Below are 18,516 nucleotides of genomic sequence, written 5' to 3'. Positions count from 1 at the left end.
TTCTCCTCACTCGATGGAACTGATGTCACAACTGCTGTGAATTTGCGAAAGACATTGTGCGAAAATGCCGTAATGACGAACTCGCACGATCGGCGCCGGACCGCGACGCGAGAGGCATTGCGCGAGGTGGCCTTGGCGCGATTCGCCAACGACGGGTTCACGAACGTGACGGTGGCCCAGCTTGCGGACGACGCGGGCGTCACCGAGCGGACATTCTTCCGGCACTTCCCCACCAAAGAAGCGGTGCTGTTCCAGGACTACGAGACTCAACTGGAGTGGTTCGCCGATGCCCTGGCGCGACGCCCGGCCACCGAGTCGCTGTTCGACGCGGTGCTGGGCAGCGTCGTCAGTTTCCCGCACGACCTCGAGATTGTTCGTCAGGCCGCGATCATGCGGGCGACCCTGCTCGACGGGGATCGCGCCGCCGGGCATCTTCGGGTGGTGCAGGCGTCGTTCGCGGAAGTGCTGACCGATTTCGTCAAGCGTCGCTACACCGACCTCCCCGACGTCGACCTGATCGCCGAGGTCGCAGGCGCGGTGCTGGCCGCGGCTCTGGTCACCGCTGTTGAACGGTGGGGACGCGACGGCTGTTCGACCGATTTGAGCGAGGTGGTGGCCACCAGCGTGGGCCTGGTGCGTTCCGGCCTCGCGCCGCTGGAGTCCGAGAGTTAGCACGGCAGAAGGTCTTTCCACGATGTCGGCGCTTTGGGAGCACCGAGATCCGACTGAACGAACCGGCGCCCCTCCGCGGTGACGTAGCTGCCCGTCGCCGGGTTGTACGGAACGACCTGCACAGACGGCCGGCCTGAGCCCTGTGTACCGAACGCGCTGGGAGCCACTCCCGGTGCGGGCGAGCCCGGTGGGCCGAATATGTGGTCGTCGGGATTGACCCTGCTGTCGGGCGGAACTCCCTGCGAGATGAGATTCGGGTCCAGTGGATACGGACCGACCGCGTGCTGGCGCACCGCGATCGGCACAAAGGGTTGGTCGCTGTCGCAGATCTCGACGGTGGGAGCACGCTTACCCGGCTTACCGGCGCACGGATAGTTCCGTGCACCGCGGACCGCGAGCGGCGAATCCTGCGGCAGCTTGCAATACAGGCCGTCCGGGGTGTCGATGGTCGTCGTGTCGGCCGGCGATCGCCACGACGACGGCGGTAGGAAACCGACGGTACAGGGCGGCGGATCACCCAAGGTGATCGCGAACTCCCCCACCGGCAGTCCGGTGGGATTGTTGGTCGGCAGCCCGAACGCCTGGGTGCTGGCGATGGCCGGCGGCAGCAGCACCAGCAGCTGCTCGAGGGACGAGTTGTAGGTGACCAGAATCTGACCCAGCGTGCTCAGGTTGGCCAGCAATACCGGCAGTGTTGGCTTCAGCTGATCGAGCAGTCGGGTGATCTCGTTGGCGGCGGCCGGTCCGGTGTCCAGTAGCGCACGGACCCGGTCGTCGTCGCCGGCGATCGTCTGGGTCACGTTGGCCAGACCGCGCGCCCACACCCGCAGCGAATCGGTGCTGGCGACCTGTGAATCCAGCAACGGGACAGCGTCATCCACCAGTGACGTGGTCTCGTCACGTACGCCGTGGATCTTGTCGATGACGGTCGCCGACGAGTCCAGTAGTGAGGACAGGTCGTATCCGGCGCCGCGCAGGCCGGTGTCCGCCTCGTCGAGCAGGACAGCGATTTTGTCACCGGGGATGCTCCCGACGAGCATGCTCACCCTGTCCAGCATCGGGCCGACGGCCTGAGGGATGGTGGTCTGCTGCAGTGCGATCACCGATCCGTCGCGCAGGTACGGACCGGATCCACTCTGCGGCCGCAGGTCGACGTACTGTTCCCCGATCGCCGACGCACTACGGACCTCGGCCCGCAGATCGGCGGGGATTCTCGGCGAAGTATCCAGCGACAGCGTGGCTTGCGCGCCGCGCGGGGTCAGTCGCAGGTCGGTGACCTTGCCAACCTGCACGCCGCGATAGGTGACGTTGGAGAACCGGTACAGACCGCCGCCGCTGGGCAGTTCCAGGGTGACCGTGATCTTGCCGATGCCCAGCAACGTCGGCACCTGTATGAACAGGAACGTCATCAGCAGCAGGCCGGTAACCGCGATGATGCTGAAGATCACCAATTGGATCCGGACGAGTCGGGTCAGCATCAGCCACCTCCGCTCGGCGTCGGCGCCGTCGGCGGTGTCGCCGGAGCCGGATCGGCGATGCCGGTCTTGAGTGGGTCGTAGGTGTAGTTCAGATACCACGGATCACCGGGTGCGGGAACAAGTTTCGCATCCTGGTCACCCCACCGGGTGCCCAGGAACATCGTTCTCTTGAGCCGCGGAACCGTCAGGTCCGCGACCAGGAACATGTTCACGTAGTCGCCGCGTACCGCCCGATCGATGTAGCTCTGGTTATAGGGGTAGGTGGTGGCGAAGGCCAGCGCGGTGTCGAGCTCGGGGCCGAAATCGGCCAGCGCCTTGATCGTCGGCTCGAGGTTGTGCAGATTGGTGACCAGGTCGTTCTGTGTCGCATTGATCAGATCCGTGGTGGATTCGCTGAACTTTCGTAGCTTGTCCAGCGCGGTGACGATGCGCGGCCGCTCCCGGATGAGCACGTCGAGCGCCGCCGGAACACGTCTGAGCGCGGCGGTGACAACGTCACGCTGCTGGGCGAACGTGCTGGTGAACCTGTTCAACTGCTGGATCATGTCGATCAGCGCACTGCGTTCGCTGTCCAGCGTGCCGACGAAATCGTCCAAGCGCCGCAACATGTCTCGGATCTGAGCCTGCCGGCCCGAGAACGCGGTGTTGGCGTTTCGGATGACGTCACCGATCTGTCCGAGTCCCCCGCCGTTCACCACCGCGGACAATGTGGACAAAGTCCGTTCGGTGGACGGATATGTCGACGACCTGCTCAGCGGGATCGTCGTTCCCGGCTGCAGCCGACCGAGCGGGGCGACGCCGATCGGCGGATCGAGCTCCAGGTGCATCGAGCCCAGCAGACTGGTCTGCCCGACCGTCGCGACCGCGTTGGCCGGCACCACCACATCGGGACGGACGAACACTTCGACGTCGGCATGCCAGTTGCGCAACCGCATATCGCCGACGGTGCCGACCACGACATCGTCGACGAGGACCGGCGAATTCGATTCCAGCATGCCGACATTGGAAATCTCGACGTGAAAGACGCTGGCGTGACGGCGATTCTCGGTTCCCGGGAGGGGCAACGCGTTCAGGCCGCGGAACCCGCATCCGGAGACACCGGAGGCGATGACCGTGACCGCGACGACAGCAGCCACGCCACGTCGGCTCACGGTGTCGGTCCCGGCGCCGGCGCGGGCTGCGTCCCCGAGTACGCGGAGATCGCGGGTGGGTTCTCGGGCGGGCCGGGGACGGGCCCAGATCCCTCGGGCGCCAGCGCCGGATCGGAATAGGTGAGATTCTCCGGGGAGGGCGCCTTCATCAGGTGCGGGCTCATCGGGAACGGCAAGAGGTTGAAGCTGAGCAACCGCATGGCTGGGCCGAGGTACTGGGCGCACAGCTTCGCCGTTTCCGGCGCGGTGGCATTCTCCAGTGCACCGATCTGCCCGCAGATGAACTGGATCGGGTTGGTGAAGTTGTTGAAGACGATCGATCCGATGTTGTCGCCGGTGTCGGGGTTGTAGACGTTGTAGTAGTTGGCGAATGCGTTCGGCGCCACATGCAGCAGCTGCTCGAGACTCTTGCGGTTGTCGGCCAGGTTTCGGGTGACGTCGGTTAGGCGCTCGATCTGTTCGGCGGTCAGCTCACGACTTCCGCTCACGAAGCGCTGCGCATCGGCGGTAGCGGTCGCCAGGTCGCGCAACGCGGCGTCGAGGTCGCCGGTGTTGTCGTCGAGTGTTCCCATCAGCGCGGCCAGGCGTTGCTCGAAGTCGACGATCGCTCCACTGCTGTCGCGCAGCACAGTGACCAGGTTCTGCATGCCCTTGATGATGTCGACGATGTTTCCGCTTCCGTCGGCGAAGATTTCTGCAACAGCTGACAATTGGGCCAGCATCTGTCGAAGCTTCACGCCGTTGCCGCCCATTGCGTCGGCGGTGTCGTCGATCAGCCGGGCCAGCGCCGGCCGGGCTGTCTCGCTGCTGGGCCCCAGATCGGTTGACAGCCGCATCAACTGGGTCTTGACGTCGTCCCATTCGATGGGGACGGCCGTCCGCTCGACCGGGATCACCGCACCCGACGGCATCGTCGGACCGCTGTCCCGATAGGCCGGCGTCAGCTGAAGGTAGCGGGCGGCCACCAGATTCTGCGCGACGATGACTGCCTGGGCGCCCGCCGGGATGGACACCCCCGGGTCGACGCGAAGCACCATCTTGACCTGCTTGCCGTCCGGCTCGATGGACTCGATGCTGCCGACCTTGACCCCCGAGACGCGTACCTCGTCGCCGGCATAGATCGCGGTGGCGGCAGTGAAGTACGCGGTGATCGTGGTCGCGGGATAGACCGCGTGCCGAATCAGCAGTGTGGTGCCGGCAGCCGCGAGGGCGACGAGTACCGCGGCGGTGGCCGCGACAACCTTGCTGCGGAGCTTCACCGTGGACCCTCCTGCGGTTGGGGCGGAATCCCGTTGTAGGGGAACGGGAATTCCGCTCGCGGTCCGGCGTTGTCGGGCGGTTGTCCCGCGTCGGTGCCGCGACGGAATCCGAACGCGTAGTCGAAGAACGGCTGCAGGAACGCCGCGGGCACGACGTTGGCGGTGTAGGCCTGGTAGTAGAAACCGCTCGACACGGCCTCTCCCATGGTGATCTCGTATTTGGCCAGCCCCGGCAGCGCCTTGGCGATGTTGTCGCTGTTCTTCTGCAGCACCTCGGTGACGGAGTTGAGCTTGGTCAGGGTGGGTGCCAGCGTCGCCTCGTTGTCGTGAACCAGTCCTGAGAGCTGCCTGCTGACTGACGAGGTATTGGCCAGCAGGTCGGCGATCGCCTGACGTCGTTGCGCGAGAACCGCGATCAGGTCGGCGCCGTTCAGGATGAGCGCGTTGACCTGCTCACGGCGTTCGGACAACACCCCCGCCAGATCCGAGGCGCTGCGCAGGAGCTCCCGCAGTGTGTCGTTGCGGTTGTTCATCGACTGGGACAGCCGGGTCAGGCCCGCCAGGGTGGGTCCGAGTTGCGGCGCCATCGAATCGATGGTGTCGGAGAGGGTTTCCAGCGATTGATTCAACGATGCGGTGTCGAGGCCCGACGCGTTGGCGGTGAGATCGCCGATGACGTCGGTGAGCACGTAGGGCGACGAGGTTCGCGATGCCGGGATCGGGTCCGACGGCTTCTGTGTCCCCGAGCCCGCCGGGACCAGCGTGATGATTCGCGCCCCCAGCACGGTTCCGGTCTTGATATGCGCGGTGGTTTGCGATCCCAGATGCACGGTGCCGTCGACGGTGAAGGTCACCAGCGCATCGCCACGCAGCAGTGCGACCGAGGAGACGGTGCCCACTTTGATACCGGCGACCACCACGTCGTTGCCCGTCACCAGCCTGCCGGCTTCGGGGAACACCGCCTGGTAGCGCACTTGCGTCGCCCACGACCACAGCGTTTGCGGTGACAGGCCGACCAGCGTCACCAGAATGGCCACCGAGACTCCGATGAAGCCGGCCCGGACAAGCGCTGCGCCACGGTATTTCACCATCACGGCTCGGCACACCTTCCGCCGGTCTGTTTGATCCAGGGGAAGACCGCGGTCCTGCCCTGCAGGTCGGTCACGCGCACCGACATGCCGCAGACGTACATCTGGATGAAGCTGCCGTAGGCGCCCAGCCGGCTCAGCTTGCGGTAGTTCTCCGGCGCCTTCACCAGTGCCCGATCCACGCGTTCTTTGTCCTGATCCAGAATCGGGGCCAGTCGGCTCAATTCGTCGACCACTCCAGACAGAGGTGGCCGCGCGGCGGTGAGCAGGTCGGCCAGCGACGCGGTGCCCGCGTCGAGGGCGGTGATCGCCGCGCCGACCGGATCGCGATCGGCGGCGAAGCCGGTGATCAACTTCTCGATGCGATCGATTGCCGCCGAGAATCGGTCACCCTCGGCCGTCAAAGTGGAGAGGACGACCTTCAGATTGTCGATGAGTTGCTCTATGACACTGTCGTTTTCAGCCAACGCAGTGGTGAACGAGGACGTCTTCGCGAACAGCGATTCCACGGTTCCGCCCTGTCCCTGCAGGATCTGCACCAGGGAGGCGGTGAGGGCGTTGACGTCTTGCGGATTCAGGCTCGCGATCACCGGCTTGAGGCCGGAGAGCAACAGATCGAGGTCGAGGGCCGGTTCGGTGCGATCGATGGGAATTTGGGACCCGGCAGGTAGCACGGCAGTCGGGCCGGGCGCGTCGACCAATTCCAGGTAACGGTCACCCACGAGGTTGAGGTAGCGCACCGCCGCCTTGGTCGCGCCGGTCAGCATCACGTCGCGGTCGGCGTCGAATGTCACCAGCGCGGTCGCGTCGGGCCGGAGGGTCACCGTATCGACCGTGCCGATCCTGATGCCGGCCGCACGCACGCTGTCGCCGGGCTTGAGCCGCGATGCGTCGGCGAACACCGCGGAGTATCCGTTGGTGCTTCCGGTGCGGTATTGGGCGAACGTCATGAACAGGAGTGCCGTCGCGGTGACCATCACCACCACGAAGCCGGTGAACTTGACTGCCGTTGCCCGCAATGACCGCATCAACCGGGCTGCCCGATCTGTGCGGAGTTTCGGGGTGGGCCGTCCAGTGGGCCGTACAACAGCTGCTTGAGACCGTCGGAGTTCAACAGGATTCCCTGATTGCCGTACTGGGCGGGATTGGCACCGATATCAGTAACCAGGAAGGGCGGTTTCGTGTTGGGCGCCAGGTGCGGCAGTCCCTGGTCGGCGCAATGCGGACCGCCGGTCGCGGCCACCTTCGGCAGGTCGGCGGGATAGCGGTACCGCTCCAAGCCCATGGTGAAGCTGACCGACACGACGGCTCCGGGATCGGGCTGCGGCGGGGCCTTGGCGATCGGGAGAAGCCCGGCAAGCGTGCAGTTCAACGCTTCGTGGTAGCGGTTGGTCAGGTCCGTGGTGGGCACCAGGATGTGCAGGACGTCGGTGAGCGCCGGCCCATTTCCGTCGACGACGTCGGTTCCGACATCAGCCAGCCCAATTGCGCTGAGCAACAACGCATCCAGATCGTCCTGCCGGTCGACGATGGTCTGACTGATCTGTGTCACATTGTCCACCGACCTCACCAGGTCGGGCGCCGCGTCAGAGTAGGCAGCGACAGCCACATCCGCCGCGCCGATGTCGTGGCGCAGATTTTCCATGCTCGGTTCGAGCCGAGCCAACAGGTTGTCGATGTCGGAGAACATCTTTCCGAGCTGCTCGCCCCGGCCGTTCATCGCGCCGGCGAGGACACCGAGAACCTCATTGAGCTTCTCGGGCTGCACTTGTGACAGCAGCGAGGTGAGCCGCTGAAAGACGGTGTTGATTTCCACCGTGACGTTGGTCGCGTCGATGACCTGACCGGAACGCAATGGCTGCGCAGCCGGATGCTCCGGGGCGGTGAGCTCGACGAGCTTGGCGCCGAAGACCGTCGGCGAGGAGATGTCGACCCCTACATTGCCGGGGATCGACGACAACTGAGCCGGATCGATCGAGAGGTGAAGAACCGCTTGGCCGTTGGGACTCTGGTCAATCGATGAGACGGTGCCGACCTCGACGGCGCGCAGCTTGACCTTGGCACCGGGGTTCATCACCAACCCGGCGCGCGGCGAGAGCACCGTGATCGGCACGCCCGGGGTGAGGCCGCCGCGAAACATGATCACCGCCACCGCGACCACCGCGGCGAGCACGCCCATGGAGATCAGTCCCACCGCGACCCGAAGCGTGCCGGGCACCCTCCACGTCGCGTCGCGCTGAGTCACGTAGGCACCCTCCCTGGCTTCGGGAGAATTCGTACCACATTGGTGTCAGTACTGACTAGATTTATGTCAGAACTGACAGTGGTTCGGCGCGCAGTGGGTCAGCAGAATTCGTGGGTGTTGCCCTACGCGACGGCGGGCTGCGGCGAGGGCGCGACGATCAGGGCCGTGCGCGCCGCGCGCCGACGGGCGACATGCGCGGCAGTCAACGCGCCCAGCACGCCCAGCGTCGATGTCGTCAGGATCGACAACCCGGTGTTGGCCATGATCAGGTAGCCGAACGCCGCCGCGACAGCGAGCAGCGCGTACCGCGCGGTGGTCCACTGCGCGGGATGGCCGAATCGGGTGCCGACCACCATGCCGAGAATCAGTGCCACGCCATGACCGACATTGGTGAAGTCACCAAAGGTTCCGATGGCCGAACCGACCGCGACCGCCAGCCACCATCCGGTCCACGCCGCGCGCCACTGGCGCGGGATCGCCGCGCTCAGGGCGCCGAGGACACCGACGGCTCCGTAACTCATGCCGACGTCGGTGGCGTTGACGATCGACCACGACGCCAACCCGGCGGCCAGTGCGCCTGCCAGGCCGGCTGCGACCAACAGCGTCGCTCCGACGTGGCCGACGACGAATGCCAGCACCATCCGGCGGCTGTGCCACAGCAGTTCGGCCAAGCCGAGAATCGCGAACAGACCGGGCAGCCATACGTAGATGGGTCCGGTCTCGGTGACGAAAGCACTGCCGATCAGGGTGCCGAGGCGACCGTGCGCGAGATTGTGCAGGTTTGTGCTCGCATGCCAGATGACCTGTTCACGGAAGTGCGGGCCGAGCGCCAGCAGCACGGCCGCCACCGCCACGAGCGCGGCGGTGTAACCCAGGGTGACTCGGAGGCGGACCAGCCTCCTCAGCAGTGAACGGACCATCTCCATCCACTATGCCTGGGCTTCGAGATCGTCTCCATCGTCCTCGACTGGCAGATCCCTGCGGGTTTTGAGGCGGTACATCGCCAGATCAGTCGGCACACCGGCGGCGCGCGGGGCGAACACCTGACGCCTGATCCGCTTGACCGTGACGCCCAGCGCGTCGAGGTCCTCGGGGCTGATGCACTCCAGCGTCTCCCCTGACACGACGAGTCCGCCGCGGGTCGCGCGGTCCATCACCCGGGCGGCGATGTTGACGTCGACGCCCAGCCAGTCCGAGCCGATGCGTTGCGGCCGCCCGGTGTGGATCCCGGCGCGCATCCGCGGGGTATAGCCGTCTACCTCGACTGTTCGAACCGCCTCGCGGGCGGCGATGGTGGCCCGCACGGCGGTCGCCGGGTCGGCGAAGACGGCCATGATGCCATCGCCCATCCGCTTGACGATGTGGCCGCCGGCGTCGAGCAGGGGTGGCTCGACGACCTGCGCGACACGGCGCAGCAGCCTCAGGGTGGCGTCGTCACCGGCCCGCAGCGACCAGCTGGAGAAGCCCACCAGATCGGTGAAGACGAGCGTGACCTCCGGATTGGCGGGACGGCCCGACACACGTTCGGTGAGCGCCTGCCAGACCTGAAGTGTGGCCAAGCTCACCTCGCGGGTGGCGGCCTCACGGTCACGCAGCAGGCGGTCGGCGGCACGCGCGGCGGCACGAGCCCCGCCGTCGCCCGCCGCGGACAGCGGATCGCCGAAATCGGGATCGCCGGGCAGCATCCGCCGGGCACGCCGAACGAGGGCGATGACACCGGGGTTGTGATTGGTGTTGTGCCACCACGCCGCGGGCCCACGCCCGTGCCGCACCAGTTGGTTGACGTCAACGAGGGAATCGGGTTGATCGTCGAACGGCTCGACGTCCACAAGATCAAGCCTAGGCAACGCTTTTCGGGCCGGCCAACCAGGTGTGACGCGGTCGACGTCTCGCTATGCCAAACGACTGGTCACAGCTTCGTCGCCATCGTAGACAACACCCGTTGTCAGTCCTATCGTTAGGCGATGAGGTCAACGTCGACCACACATGGCGCCGAGCCGCTCGGGCCGGACTCCCTGACGTGGAAATACTTCGGCGATCTGCGAACCGGGATGCTCGGGGTGTGGATCGGCTCACTGCAGAACATGTACCCGCAGCTGGGCGCCGGAGTGGAAGAACACTCGATACTGCACCGCGAGCCGCTTCAGCGGGTCGCCCGGTCGGTGTACCCGATCATGGGCGTGGTGTACGACGGTGAGCGAGCCCGCCAGACCGGCGAGCAGATCAAGGGATTTCACCGCGGCATCAAGGGCGTCGACGCTGCGGGCCGGCGCTATCACGCGCTGGACCCCGAAACGTTCTACTGGGCGCACGCCACGTTCTTCATGTTGATCCTGAAGGTGGCCGAATACTTCTGCGGCGGCCTGACCGAGGCCGAGAAGCGCCAACTGTTCGACGAACACGTGCAGTGGTACGCCATGTACGGAATGAGCATGAAGCCGGTCCCGAAAACGTGGGAGGACTTCTGCGAGTACTGGGACCGGGTGTGCCGCGACGAGTTGGAGATCAACCGGGCGACGCTCGAGATCTTCGACATCCGCATTCCGAAGCCGAAGTTCGTCCTGATGCCGACGCCGGTGTGGGATCAGTTGTTCAAGCCGATGGTGGCCGGCCAACGGTGGATCGCCGCCGGATTGTTCGACCCGGTGGTGCGGGAGAAGGCCGGAATGCGGTGGACGCCCGGCGACGAGGTGGTGCTGCGGTTGCTGGGCAAGGCGGTCGAAGTCGCGTTCTGGGCGGTGCCCGACGAGATCCGGCTGCACCCCCGCGCACTGTCGGCGTACCGGCGGGCCTCGGGACACATCCCGGCTGATGCGCCGCTGGTCGAAGCACCCGGTTTCATGGCACCCCCTAAAGATCGCCGTGGGCTGTCCATGCACTATGTCCCTCGGACCAAGAGCCTCGTCGCGCGTGCGGGGTCGCTGGTTCACACGACGTTCTCACTTGCCGGTTTGCGGCCCGCCCGAGGACGTTCCGCCGCCGCCTGAACCGGAGAACCCATGATCGAATGGTCCGACGTCGATATCGCTGTGCGCGACGCCGTCCGTGAGTTCGTCGACAAAGAGGTGCGCCCGCACCTCGACGAGCTGGAGAGCGGCGATATGGAGCCGTATCCCATCATCCGCAAGCTGTTCGCCACCTTCGGTATCGCAGAGATGGCGCGGGAGTCACTGGACAGGCGACTCGACCGGCTGCGGGCCGGCACCGAGTCGAAGTCCGGCGGCGGCGGTGGCATGTTCGGCGACGGCGGTTCGGCCGGAATGGGTTTCGTCCTGATCAGTGAGCTGTGCCGGGTCAGCATGGGCCTGGTCACCGGGATGGGTGTCAGCCTGGGGCTCACGGTCCCGACGATTCAGAGCCGGGGCACGCTGGCCCAGCAGGAGCGCTGGCTGCCGGAGCTGGTGACCTACGACAAGATCGGCGCATGGGCGATCACCGAGCCGGATTCGGGTTCGGATGCGTTCGGCGGCATGAAGTCCTACGTGGTGCGAGACGGCGACGACTACATCCTCAACGGGCAGAAGACGTTCATCACCAACGGACCGGACGCCGACGTGGTGGTGGTGTACGCCAAGTTGGACGAGGGTGACGGCGCTGACAAGCGCGACCGCAAGGTGCTGACGTTCGTACTCGACCGCGGTATGGAGGGCTTCGTTCAGGCGAAGCCGTTCCGCAAGATGGGCATTCACAGTTCGCGCACCGGTGAGTTGTTCTTCAACAACGTCCGCCTGGGCCGCGACCGGTTGCTCGGCGAGACCGAGGAGAACAAGTCCGGCGACGGCCGCGACAGCGCCCGGTCGAGTTTCGCGGCGGAGCGGATCGGCGTGGTGTCGATGGCGCTCGGGGTGATCGAGGAATGCCTGCGGTTGTGCACGGATTACGCCAAGACGCGCACCTTGTGGGGCAAGGAGATTGGTCAGTTCCAGTTGATCCAGCTCAAGCTGGCCAACATGGAGGTGGCCCGGATGAACGTGCGCAACATGCTGTTCCGGGTGATCGAATGCGGGCAGAGCGGCACACCGATTTCGCTGGCCGAAGCGTCGGCGATGAAGTACTACTGCTCGCAGGCAGCCACCGATGTCGCGATGGAAGCGATCCAGCTGTTCGGCGGCAACGGGTACATGACCGAATGGTCCAGATCACCCACGTGGCCAAGGGTTTGCTCGGGGCGTGAGCTCCGAACCGGGTTCGCCAGTGTGCGGTTTCGTACGCCTGACGTGGCGTGTCGCGTACGAAACCGCACATTCGCGGCAGTGCCGTCATGAAGTACCGAGCGCACGAACCAGCGCCCGATGCACCGCGCTGCGTCCGAGCGGGACCTTGAAGCCGTTCTGACTCAGCGGCCGGGCACCCGCCATCGCCTGCTGGGCGGCTGCGTGCAGCACCGCATCCTCGGGCCGCCGTCCCCTCAACGCGGCCTCGGCCGCAGGTACCCGCCACGGCAGCGGAGCGACGCCGCCCAGCGCTATCGCTGCTGATGCGATCACGCCATCAATCAGCTCGACACCGACCGCCGCCGACACCAGCGCAAAAGCATAGCTGTGTCGATCACGCAGCTTGAGGTACCACGAGTGCGCCGCAAACGCCGACGGGGGCAGTTCGACAGCAGTGATGAGTTCCGCTGTCTGCAGGCAGTTTTCGCGATCCGGGGTATCTCCGGGCAGCGTGAAGAAGTCGGCGATCGGGATCGCGCGGGTGCCGTCGGGGCCCTGCACATGCACGACGGCATCGAGAATGGCCAGCGCCACGGCCATGTCGGACGGATTGGTCGCCACGCACTGCTCGCTGCCCCCGAACACCGCATGCTCGCGGTTGAACCCGTCGAGCGCGGCGCAACCCGAGCCGGCCACCCGTTTGTTGCAGCGGTCGAATTCGGTTTGCATGAAGTAGGGGCACCGAGTTCGTTGCAGCAGATTGCCACCCACGGTTGCCATGTTCCGCAGTTGCGTGGTGGCGCCGCTCAGAATCGCGTGCGACAACACCGGGTACTGGCGGCGAATCAACGGATGGTTGGCCAGCACGCTGTTGGTGACCCCGGCACCGATGCGCACGCCCCCGACGTCGGTGCTCAGCACCGAGGTCAGCCCAAGGCGTCGAACGTCGACGAGCGCCGGCGGTTGCAGCACACCATTTTTCATGAGATCGACGAGATTCGTACCACCGGCGAGGTACGTGCCGCCGGTTTCGACGACGGAGCGGATCGCGTCGTCCACCGACGCCGCATGCCGGAAGTCGAAAGTCTTCACTGCGACGTCGCCTTCGCGGCCGCCGCGACGGCGTCGACGATGTTCGAGTAGGCGCCGCACCGGCAAATGTTGCCCGCCATTCGTTCTCGGATCTCGGCCTCGGTCAATACCGGGTGGCCCTCGAGCGCGGTGTCGCGATCACCGTCGAACGATGCCGCGGACAGATCCCCGCGGGCGTGCTCGCGAAGCATGGCATGTGCCGACGAGATCTGGCCCGGAGTGCAATAGCCGCATTGGAAGCCGTCGTGGTGCAGGAAGGCCTCCTGCACCGGATCCAGGGCATCACTGCCAGCGATCCCTTCGATGGTCGTCACCGCCGACCCGTCGACCGACACGGCCAGCGCAAGACAGCTGACGATCCGCTCGCCCTCGACGGCCACCGTACAGGCGCCGCACAAGCCGTGATCGCACCCTTTCTTGGTACCGGTCATCCCGAGGCGCTCACGCAACAGGTCCAACAGAGTGGTCCGGACGTCGACCGTGATCTCATGGAGCGCCCCGTTGACTCGGAGGGCGATCTCGTAGTCGGATGCCATCAGTTCCCCTGACTCGCGGTGTCGTGAATCATCAACTGCTCCACTGTGATCGGCAGGTCGCGGATCCTGCGGCCGGTGGCATGGAAGATTGCATTGGCCACCGCCGCAGCGACGCCGCAGGCGCCGATCTCACCGATGCCGCGCACGCCGATCGGGCCAAGACCGAAGTCGGGTTCGTCGATGAACGTGATGTCGAAGTCGGGGCGGTCCGCGTGAGTCGGAACGTAGTACTCACCGATGAGTTGCGAGGTCCGGGCGTCGTACGGCAGCTGTTCCAGCAATGCCATGCCGACGCCGAACGTGATGCCTCCCATCACCTGATTGCGGGCCAGCGCGGGGTTGAGGACTCGTCCGCAGTCCATCACCGCAACCCAGCGGGTCACCGTTGCCCGTCCGATCTCTTCGTCGACCTCGACTTCGCAGAAGTGCGCGCCGAACGACTGCGAAACGCTGTCGTGCTGCTGACCGCCGTCGACAGAGACCGTGAAAGTCAGTTCATCGAGGAAGCGCCGGCCGCCGTGCGCGATCACCTCGGCGACCGCGACGCGGTGGCCCGCAGACACGACGTCGCCGTCGATGAACCGGATATCGCCTGCGCCGTGAAACGGGGTGTTCACATCGCCGTTGAGCAACGCGCGTAACCGGTCGCTCCATTGGGTGGCGGCGGCATGGACGGCCGAGCCGACCGTGGCCGTCGTCTGCGATGCGCCGCTGTAGGGGGCATCCGGGAACAGCGAATCACCGGAATCGAACGCCACAGACGACAACGGCAAGCCCGTGGCGTCCGCGGCGACCTGGCACATCGCCGTGCGCACGCCGGTGCCGATCTCGTGGGTGGCCGATGTGAACCGCACCGACCCATCGGCGGCAGTGGTCACGCTGCACGACGCCGGCATCCGGCGACCGGGATATGTCGCGGTGGCCATCCCCCAGCCGAGTCGCATTCCGTTGTCCGACAACGATCGCGGCTCCAGAGGGCGCTTATCCCACCCGAACCGCCGCGCCCCGGCCTCGTAACAGTCCAGGAGATGCTTGCCCGACCATGGTTTGCCGCTGGCCTGGTCGGCGTCGGCGTGGTTGCGGATGCGGAGTTCCAACGGGTCCATACCGAGGTCGACGGCGAGTTCGTCCATCGCCGATTCCAGCGCGAAGAGACCCGGCGCCTCCCCCGGTCCTCGCATGAAACATGGTGTGGGAGCGTTGATTCGCGCGGTCCGGTGGGACACCACCAGCCGCGGTGTCTGGTAGAGGATGCGGCTGGACAGCCCGGCGGGCTCGCAGAAGTGAGCCACCGTCGACGTCTCGGTCACGGTGTGATGCTCGACGCTGCGCAGCGCACCGTCATCGTCTGCGACCAGACGGATCTGCTGGCGGGTCCGAGGCCGATGACCCGTCGAGGAGAACATCTGGTTGCGGGTGAGGACGAGTTTGACCGGACGCCCGATCTCCCGCGCGGCGACCGCGCACAACACCACATGCATCCACAGAAAGCTCTTCGACCCGAACGCGCCACCGACCAGGGGTGCGATCACCCGGACGTGAGGTTCCGGGACACCGAGGTAGGCGGCCAGCGCCGCACGTTCACCGGTTATCCACCGAGTCGCGTCATGCACGGTGAGCAGATCACCGTCCCACGCCGCGATGCTGGCCGAGAGTTCGATCGGATAGTGCGCGTTGAGCGGTGTCGTGTAACCGACATCGACGCGTGCCGCGCCGGGCGGTTCGTCACGCGGCCCGCGATGGTCTTGCAGCTTCTCCTCGTCCAGCTTCACGAAGTGATCCGGAAGGTAACTGCCGTAACGGATCTGGCCATCCTTCTCATCCGGTGGCGGGGTGGCGCCGAGCACCTCGTCGATGCCCAATGCGGCCGGTTGCACCTCGTAACGCAGGTCGAACAACGACGCCGCATGGGTGGCGTTCTCCGGCGAATCGGCCACCACGACGGCCATGTGCTGGCCGACGTGCTGAACCGTCAGATCCGACAGCGGTGGCCGGCGCTCCATCGGCAGGTCGAACGTGACGTCATCCGGTAGCCGATGCAGGACGGGGCAATTCAACGGAGTCAATACGTGCAGAACGCCGGGGGCCGCGGCGGCACGAGCGCTGCTGTCACGCAGTGATTCGACGGTCACGATGCCGTGGGCGATCTCGGACTGCACCACGGCGGCATAGGCCACCCCGTCCACGAGGGTGTCGGCCGTGTAGCGGGCTCGACCGGTCACCTTGTCCCGGCCCTCGACCCTGGTGACCGGTTGTCCGATGTGCGTCATGGGAAGGCCCTCGTATATTGCGGCGGAAACGGCAGGGTTACCCCGAGCGTCCCGGCGGCACGGCGAACCCAGTTCGGGTCGCGAAGCAATGCGCGGGCCAGGAAGACCGCGTCGGCCTGCTGGCCGTCGACGATCCGCGCGGCCTGGTCTGCTTCGGTGATTAGTCCGACCGCGGCGGCAGGGATGTCGGCCTTGGTGCGCAGAGCCTCGGCGAACGGCACCTGGTAGCCGGGGCTCACCGGGATCGTCGCATCGGGCACCAGTCCGCCGGTCGATACGTCCATCAGGTCGACGCCAAGTTCCTTCAGCCGTGACGCGAGGATGATCGACTCTTCCACCGTCCAGCCCAGCCGAGGGTCGTCCGTGTCGCCGGCCAGCCAGTCGGTCGCCGACACCCGGAAGAACAGCGGAAGTTCGTCGGGCCACTGCGCGCGCACCGCCGCCACCACCTCGAGGGCGAACCGCATGCGGTTCTCCAGGCTGCCCCCGTAGTGGTCGGTGCGGGTGTTGGACGCCGGTGACAGAAACTGGTGGATCAGGTATCCGTGTGCACCATGTAGCTCCAGTACCCGGAATCCCGCATGCGCCGCACGGCGGGCCGCATCGGCGAACGCCCCGACGATCGAACTGATCTGAACTGCATCGAGTTCGGCGGGCGCGGGCAATCGCCCGAACGGCACCGGACTGGGGCCGACGGTGGACCACGTCTGCGGCTCCCGACTGTCGTCCGGCCACGGTCGGCCGGTCGAGGCCTTTCGTCCTGCGTGCACGAGCTGGATCCCGGGCACGGCGCCGTGGGCTGTGATGAAACCGGTGATCCGGCGGAAGCGTTCGACCTGCCGCTCGTTCCACAGCCCGAGGTCGTAGACGCTGCTACGGCCCACCGGGTCGACGGCGGTCGCCTCTGTCATGACCAGCGCTGCACCCCCAACGGCACGGGCACCGAGGTGCTGGATATGCCAGTCGGTCGGTGAACCCATGTCCGGGCCCTCCGGTACTGCCGAGAACTGCATCATCGGCGACATCCACGCTCGGTGGGCGAAGGTGACCCCGCGCAGCGTCAGCGGGGTGAACAACGCGGTCACGACGCCACCCTCGGCGCTGGGCGCTGTGGTCGCAACCCGAGGAAATCCTGAGCAGCGCGGTGCAGCGAATCGGCTCCCGGCCCGTGCTCGACAGCGAAGCGAGCCGGGTCGGACTCGGCCATATCGAATGGATAGTCGCTGCCGCAGACGATTTTGTCCTGGCCCGCAAGCTGTTTGAGCAACGCCAGCTGGGGCGCACCGTGTGTCACGGTGTCAAAGTACAGATCGCGAAACGAATCGCCAGGCCGGCGAGGGGCGCGGGCGTTGACGTCGGTGCGGGCCGACCAGGCGTGACTCCAGCGACCTACCAGGCCGGGGGCGCAGCCTCCGCCGTGAACGAAACAGATTCGCAAGCCGGGCAGTTCGTCGACGAGACCACTGAGCAGCAGGGTGGCCACCGCCGTGGCCGACTCGACCGGATTACCGATCAGATTGGTCAGGTAGTAACTCGACCATTCCGGGCGCGCAAGTTGCATGGGATGCACCAGCACCGCCAATCCCAACCGCGTGGCTTCGGACAGGACGTGGCGCAGCGGGTCGCTGTCGAGCGAGCCGCTCCCCACCACCGGCGGGATCGCGACGCCACAGATTCCCTCGATACCGGCCATCGTCTCGAGTTGGCGGCTGGCCTCTGCATTGTCGCCGAGGGCAACCATGCCCAATCCCACCAAGCGGCCGCCGCAGCCGGTGACGATTCCGCCGAGGGCGCGGTTGAATGCGTCGGCGTATCTGCCGGCCGCCTCGCCGGGGGCGAGCGGAAACGCGAACGGCGGCGCGGACAGCACACGCACTCCGACGCCGGCCCGATCCATATCGGCCAACGCCGCAGCGGGATCACTCATCGCGTCGGTAGCGATCGACAACGGCAGATCACCCAGGTATAGCTGACCGTCCCGATCGTGCATCGGCCCGTAGGGCGCACCCGGCGGTAGACCGAAGAGCTCGCGGGGCAGCCAGTGTGCATGGACATCGACCACGCCCTCGGCGATGGGAGTCGTGATCATCGGGTGCCCGGCGCAGCGCTGGCCGCCTTGCCGAGGGCCAGGGGCGGGTTGGCACTGTCAAGATGTTCCACGGTGGTGAACACCAGATCATCGTCGCCGATGTTCTCGATATCGTGCAAAAGGAACTCCCCCGGACCGAAGTGGAAGTGCCGTGTTTCGCCGGCCTGATAAGAGACTTCACGCACGGTGCCGTCGTGGGTGTGCTGCCTGCTACGGCCGGCTTTGACGGCCGTCCAGAAATAGTCCAGAACATGTCGGTGCGCGTGCCAGCGCTCGCCCGGTTCCAGCCGGATCTCCCAGACCCGGACCCGCTCATTCGCACTGAGCAGGGTGGAACCGACATGACCGTCGTACGCGTGTTCGGCAAACTCCGTGCGCAGCCAGTCGGGCCACGTTTCGAAATTGGTGGCGACAAGCTCGCCCGCCAAGGGCAGATCGGTCAGAAAGTTGTTGTCTGTCATCGGTTTTCCTTTCAACGGTAG

17 protein-coding genes are annotated in these 18,516 nt (G+C 66.1%); 3 read left to right on the top strand and 14 right to left on the bottom strand.

Annotation, left to right across the window (positions count from 1 at the left end):
* Window positions 1-72: 72 nt before the first annotated feature.
* A complete protein-coding gene (locus tag D3H54_RS12755; RefSeq protein ID WP_149379347.1) occupies window positions 73-672 on the top strand; it encodes a TetR/AcrR family transcriptional regulator in 600 nt (199 codons plus the stop codon).
* Here the strand turns inward: D3H54_RS12755 and D3H54_RS12750 are convergent.
* The 8 genes from D3H54_RS12750 to D3H54_RS12715 all read right to left on the bottom strand — a co-directional run bounded on the left by D3H54_RS12750 (window position 669) and on the right by D3H54_RS12715 (window position 9,668).
* Window positions 669-2,150 carry an MCE family protein gene (locus D3H54_RS12750; protein ID WP_149379346.1) on the bottom strand — a complete coding sequence of 494 codons (1,482 nt, stop codon included), beginning with the start codon at window positions 2,148-2,150 and terminating at the stop codon, window positions 669-671. The two genes, D3H54_RS12755 and D3H54_RS12750, sit on opposite strands and share 4 nt — an antisense overlap.
* Window positions 2,150-3,301, bottom strand: coding sequence for an MCE family protein (locus D3H54_RS12745; protein ID WP_149379345.1), 1,152 nt, complete (start codon window positions 3,299-3,301; stop codon window positions 2,150-2,152). Before D3H54_RS12745 ends, D3H54_RS12750 begins: the two co-directional genes overlap by 1 nt.
* Window positions 3,298-4,560, bottom strand: a complete 1,263-nt coding sequence (locus tag D3H54_RS12740; protein ID WP_149379344.1) for an MCE family protein — start codon at window positions 4,558-4,560, stop codon at window positions 3,298-3,300. Before D3H54_RS12740 ends, D3H54_RS12745 begins: the two co-directional genes overlap by 4 nt.
* Window positions 4,557-5,651, bottom strand: coding sequence for an MCE family protein (locus D3H54_RS12735; RefSeq protein ID WP_149379343.1), 1,095 nt, complete (start codon window positions 5,649-5,651; stop codon window positions 4,557-4,559). Before D3H54_RS12735 ends, D3H54_RS12740 begins: the two co-directional genes overlap by 4 nt.
* Window positions 5,651-6,676 (bottom strand): MCE family protein, encoded by a 1,026-nt coding sequence (locus D3H54_RS12730; protein WP_149379342.1) that lies wholly within the window; start codon window positions 6,674-6,676, stop codon window positions 5,651-5,653. The genes D3H54_RS12735 and D3H54_RS12730 overlap by 1 nt, the downstream gene beginning before the upstream one ends.
* A complete protein-coding gene (locus tag D3H54_RS12725) occupies window positions 6,676-7,827 on the bottom strand; it encodes an MCE family protein (protein WP_149383506.1) in 1,152 nt (383 codons plus the stop codon). The genes D3H54_RS12730 and D3H54_RS12725 overlap by 1 nt, the downstream gene beginning before the upstream one ends.
* A 188-nt stretch (window positions 7,828-8,015) precedes the next feature.
* Entirely contained in the window at window positions 8,016-8,813 is a 798-nt protein-coding gene (locus tag D3H54_RS12720) for a rhomboid-like protein (protein ID WP_149379341.1), read from the bottom strand.
* 9 nt (window positions 8,814-8,822) lie between these two features.
* Window positions 8,823-9,668 (bottom strand): adenylate/guanylate cyclase domain-containing protein, encoded by an 846-nt coding sequence (locus D3H54_RS12715; protein WP_149383505.1) that lies wholly within the window; start codon window positions 9,666-9,668, stop codon window positions 8,823-8,825.
* A gap of 189 nt (window positions 9,669-9,857) precedes the next feature.
* Between D3H54_RS12715 and D3H54_RS12710 the strand changes: the two genes are divergently transcribed.
* On the top strand, window positions 9,858-10,880 hold the full coding sequence (locus D3H54_RS12710; RefSeq protein ID WP_149379340.1) for an oxygenase MpaB family protein: 1,023 nt from the start codon (window positions 9,858-9,860) through the stop codon (window positions 10,878-10,880).
* A gap of 12 nt (window positions 10,881-10,892) precedes the next feature.
* Window positions 10,893-12,158: an acyl-CoA dehydrogenase family protein gene (locus D3H54_RS12705; protein WP_286199222.1), complete on the top strand. Its 1,266-nt coding sequence runs from the start codon at window positions 10,893-10,895 to the stop codon at window positions 12,156-12,158.
* Here D3H54_RS12705 and D3H54_RS12700 read toward each other — a convergent pair.
* Genes D3H54_RS12700 through D3H54_RS12675 form a run of 6 tightly spaced genes read right to left on the bottom strand, consistent with a single transcriptional unit; the run spans window position 12,153 to window position 18,495 of the window.
* Window positions 12,153-13,139, bottom strand: coding sequence for an FAD binding domain-containing protein (locus D3H54_RS12700; protein ID WP_149379339.1), 987 nt, complete (start codon window positions 13,137-13,139; stop codon window positions 12,153-12,155). The genes D3H54_RS12705 and D3H54_RS12700 overlap by 6 nt on opposite strands.
* Window positions 13,136-13,675: a (2Fe-2S)-binding protein gene (locus D3H54_RS12695; RefSeq protein WP_149379338.1), complete on the bottom strand. Its 540-nt coding sequence runs from the start codon at window positions 13,673-13,675 to the stop codon at window positions 13,136-13,138. Before D3H54_RS12695 ends, D3H54_RS12700 begins: the two co-directional genes overlap by 4 nt.
* On the bottom strand, window positions 13,675-15,945 hold the full coding sequence (locus tag D3H54_RS12690; protein WP_149379337.1) for a xanthine dehydrogenase family protein molybdopterin-binding subunit: 2,271 nt from the start codon (window positions 15,943-15,945) through the stop codon (window positions 13,675-13,677). Before D3H54_RS12690 ends, D3H54_RS12695 begins: the two co-directional genes overlap by 1 nt.
* The gene (locus D3H54_RS12685) at window positions 15,942-17,030 is read right to left on the bottom strand and encodes an NADH:flavin oxidoreductase/NADH oxidase (protein WP_149379336.1); all 1,089 of its coding nucleotides are present in this window, start codon (window positions 17,028-17,030) and stop codon (window positions 15,942-15,944) included. Before D3H54_RS12685 ends, D3H54_RS12690 begins: the two co-directional genes overlap by 4 nt.
* Window positions 17,027-18,034: an amidohydrolase family protein gene (locus D3H54_RS12680; protein ID WP_149379335.1), complete on the bottom strand. Its 1,008-nt coding sequence runs from the start codon at window positions 18,032-18,034 to the stop codon at window positions 17,027-17,029. Before D3H54_RS12680 ends, D3H54_RS12685 begins: the two co-directional genes overlap by 4 nt.
* On the bottom strand, window positions 18,031-18,495 hold the full coding sequence (locus D3H54_RS12675; protein WP_149379334.1) for a cupin domain-containing protein: 465 nt from the start codon (window positions 18,493-18,495) through the stop codon (window positions 18,031-18,033). Before D3H54_RS12675 ends, D3H54_RS12680 begins: the two co-directional genes overlap by 4 nt.
* Window positions 18,496-18,516 lie beyond the last annotated feature (21 nt).

The organism is Mycobacterium sp. ELW1, from assembly GCF_008329905.1.
Taxonomy (GTDB): Bacteria; Actinomycetota; Actinomycetes; order Mycobacteriales; family Mycobacteriaceae; genus Mycobacterium.
The sequence above is the reverse complement of the archived record's forward strand: the minus strand, read 5'-3'. Positions and strand labels throughout refer to the sequence as shown.

Excerpts from the sequence above, each read along its gene's own strand:
- D3H54_RS12755 (WP_149379347.1), top strand. The coding sequence starts at position 73 with ATGACGAACTCGCACGATCGGCGCCGGACCGCGACGCGAGAGGCATTG.
- D3H54_RS12750 (WP_149379346.1), bottom strand. The coding sequence starts at position 2,150 with ATGCTGACCCGACTCGTCCGGATCCAATTGGTGATCTTCAGCATCATC.
- D3H54_RS12735 (WP_149379343.1), bottom strand. The coding sequence starts at position 5,651 with ATGGTGAAATACCGTGGCGCAGCGCTTGTCCGGGCCGGCTTCATCGGA.
- D3H54_RS12730 (WP_149379342.1), bottom strand. The coding sequence starts at position 6,676 with ATGCGGTCATTGCGGGCAACGGCAGTCAAGTTCACCGGCTTCGTGGTG.
- D3H54_RS12725 (WP_149383506.1), bottom strand. The coding sequence starts at position 7,827 with ATGGGCGTGCTCGCCGCGGTGGTCGCGGTGGCGGTGATCATGTTTCGC.
- D3H54_RS12720 (WP_149379341.1), bottom strand. The coding sequence starts at position 8,813 with ATGGTCCGTTCACTGCTGAGGAGGCTGGTCCGCCTCCGAGTCACCCTG.
- D3H54_RS12710 (WP_149379340.1), top strand. The coding sequence starts at position 9,858 with ATGAGGTCAACGTCGACCACACATGGCGCCGAGCCGCTCGGGCCGGAC.
- D3H54_RS12705 (WP_286199222.1), top strand. The coding sequence starts at position 10,893 with ATGATCGAATGGTCCGACGTCGATATCGCTGTGCGCGACGCCGTCCGT.
- D3H54_RS12695 (WP_149379338.1), bottom strand. The coding sequence starts at position 13,675 with ATGGCATCCGACTACGAGATCGCCCTCCGAGTCAACGGGGCGCTCCAT.
- D3H54_RS12690 (WP_149379337.1), bottom strand. The coding sequence starts at position 15,945 with ATGACGCACATCGGACAACCGGTCACCAGGGTCGAGGGCCGGGACAAG.
- D3H54_RS12680 (WP_149379335.1), bottom strand. The coding sequence starts at position 18,034 with ATGATCACGACTCCCATCGCCGAGGGCGTGGTCGATGTCCATGCACAC.
- D3H54_RS12675 (WP_149379334.1), bottom strand. The coding sequence starts at position 18,495 with ATGACAGACAACAACTTTCTGACCGATCTGCCCTTGGCGGGCGAGCTT.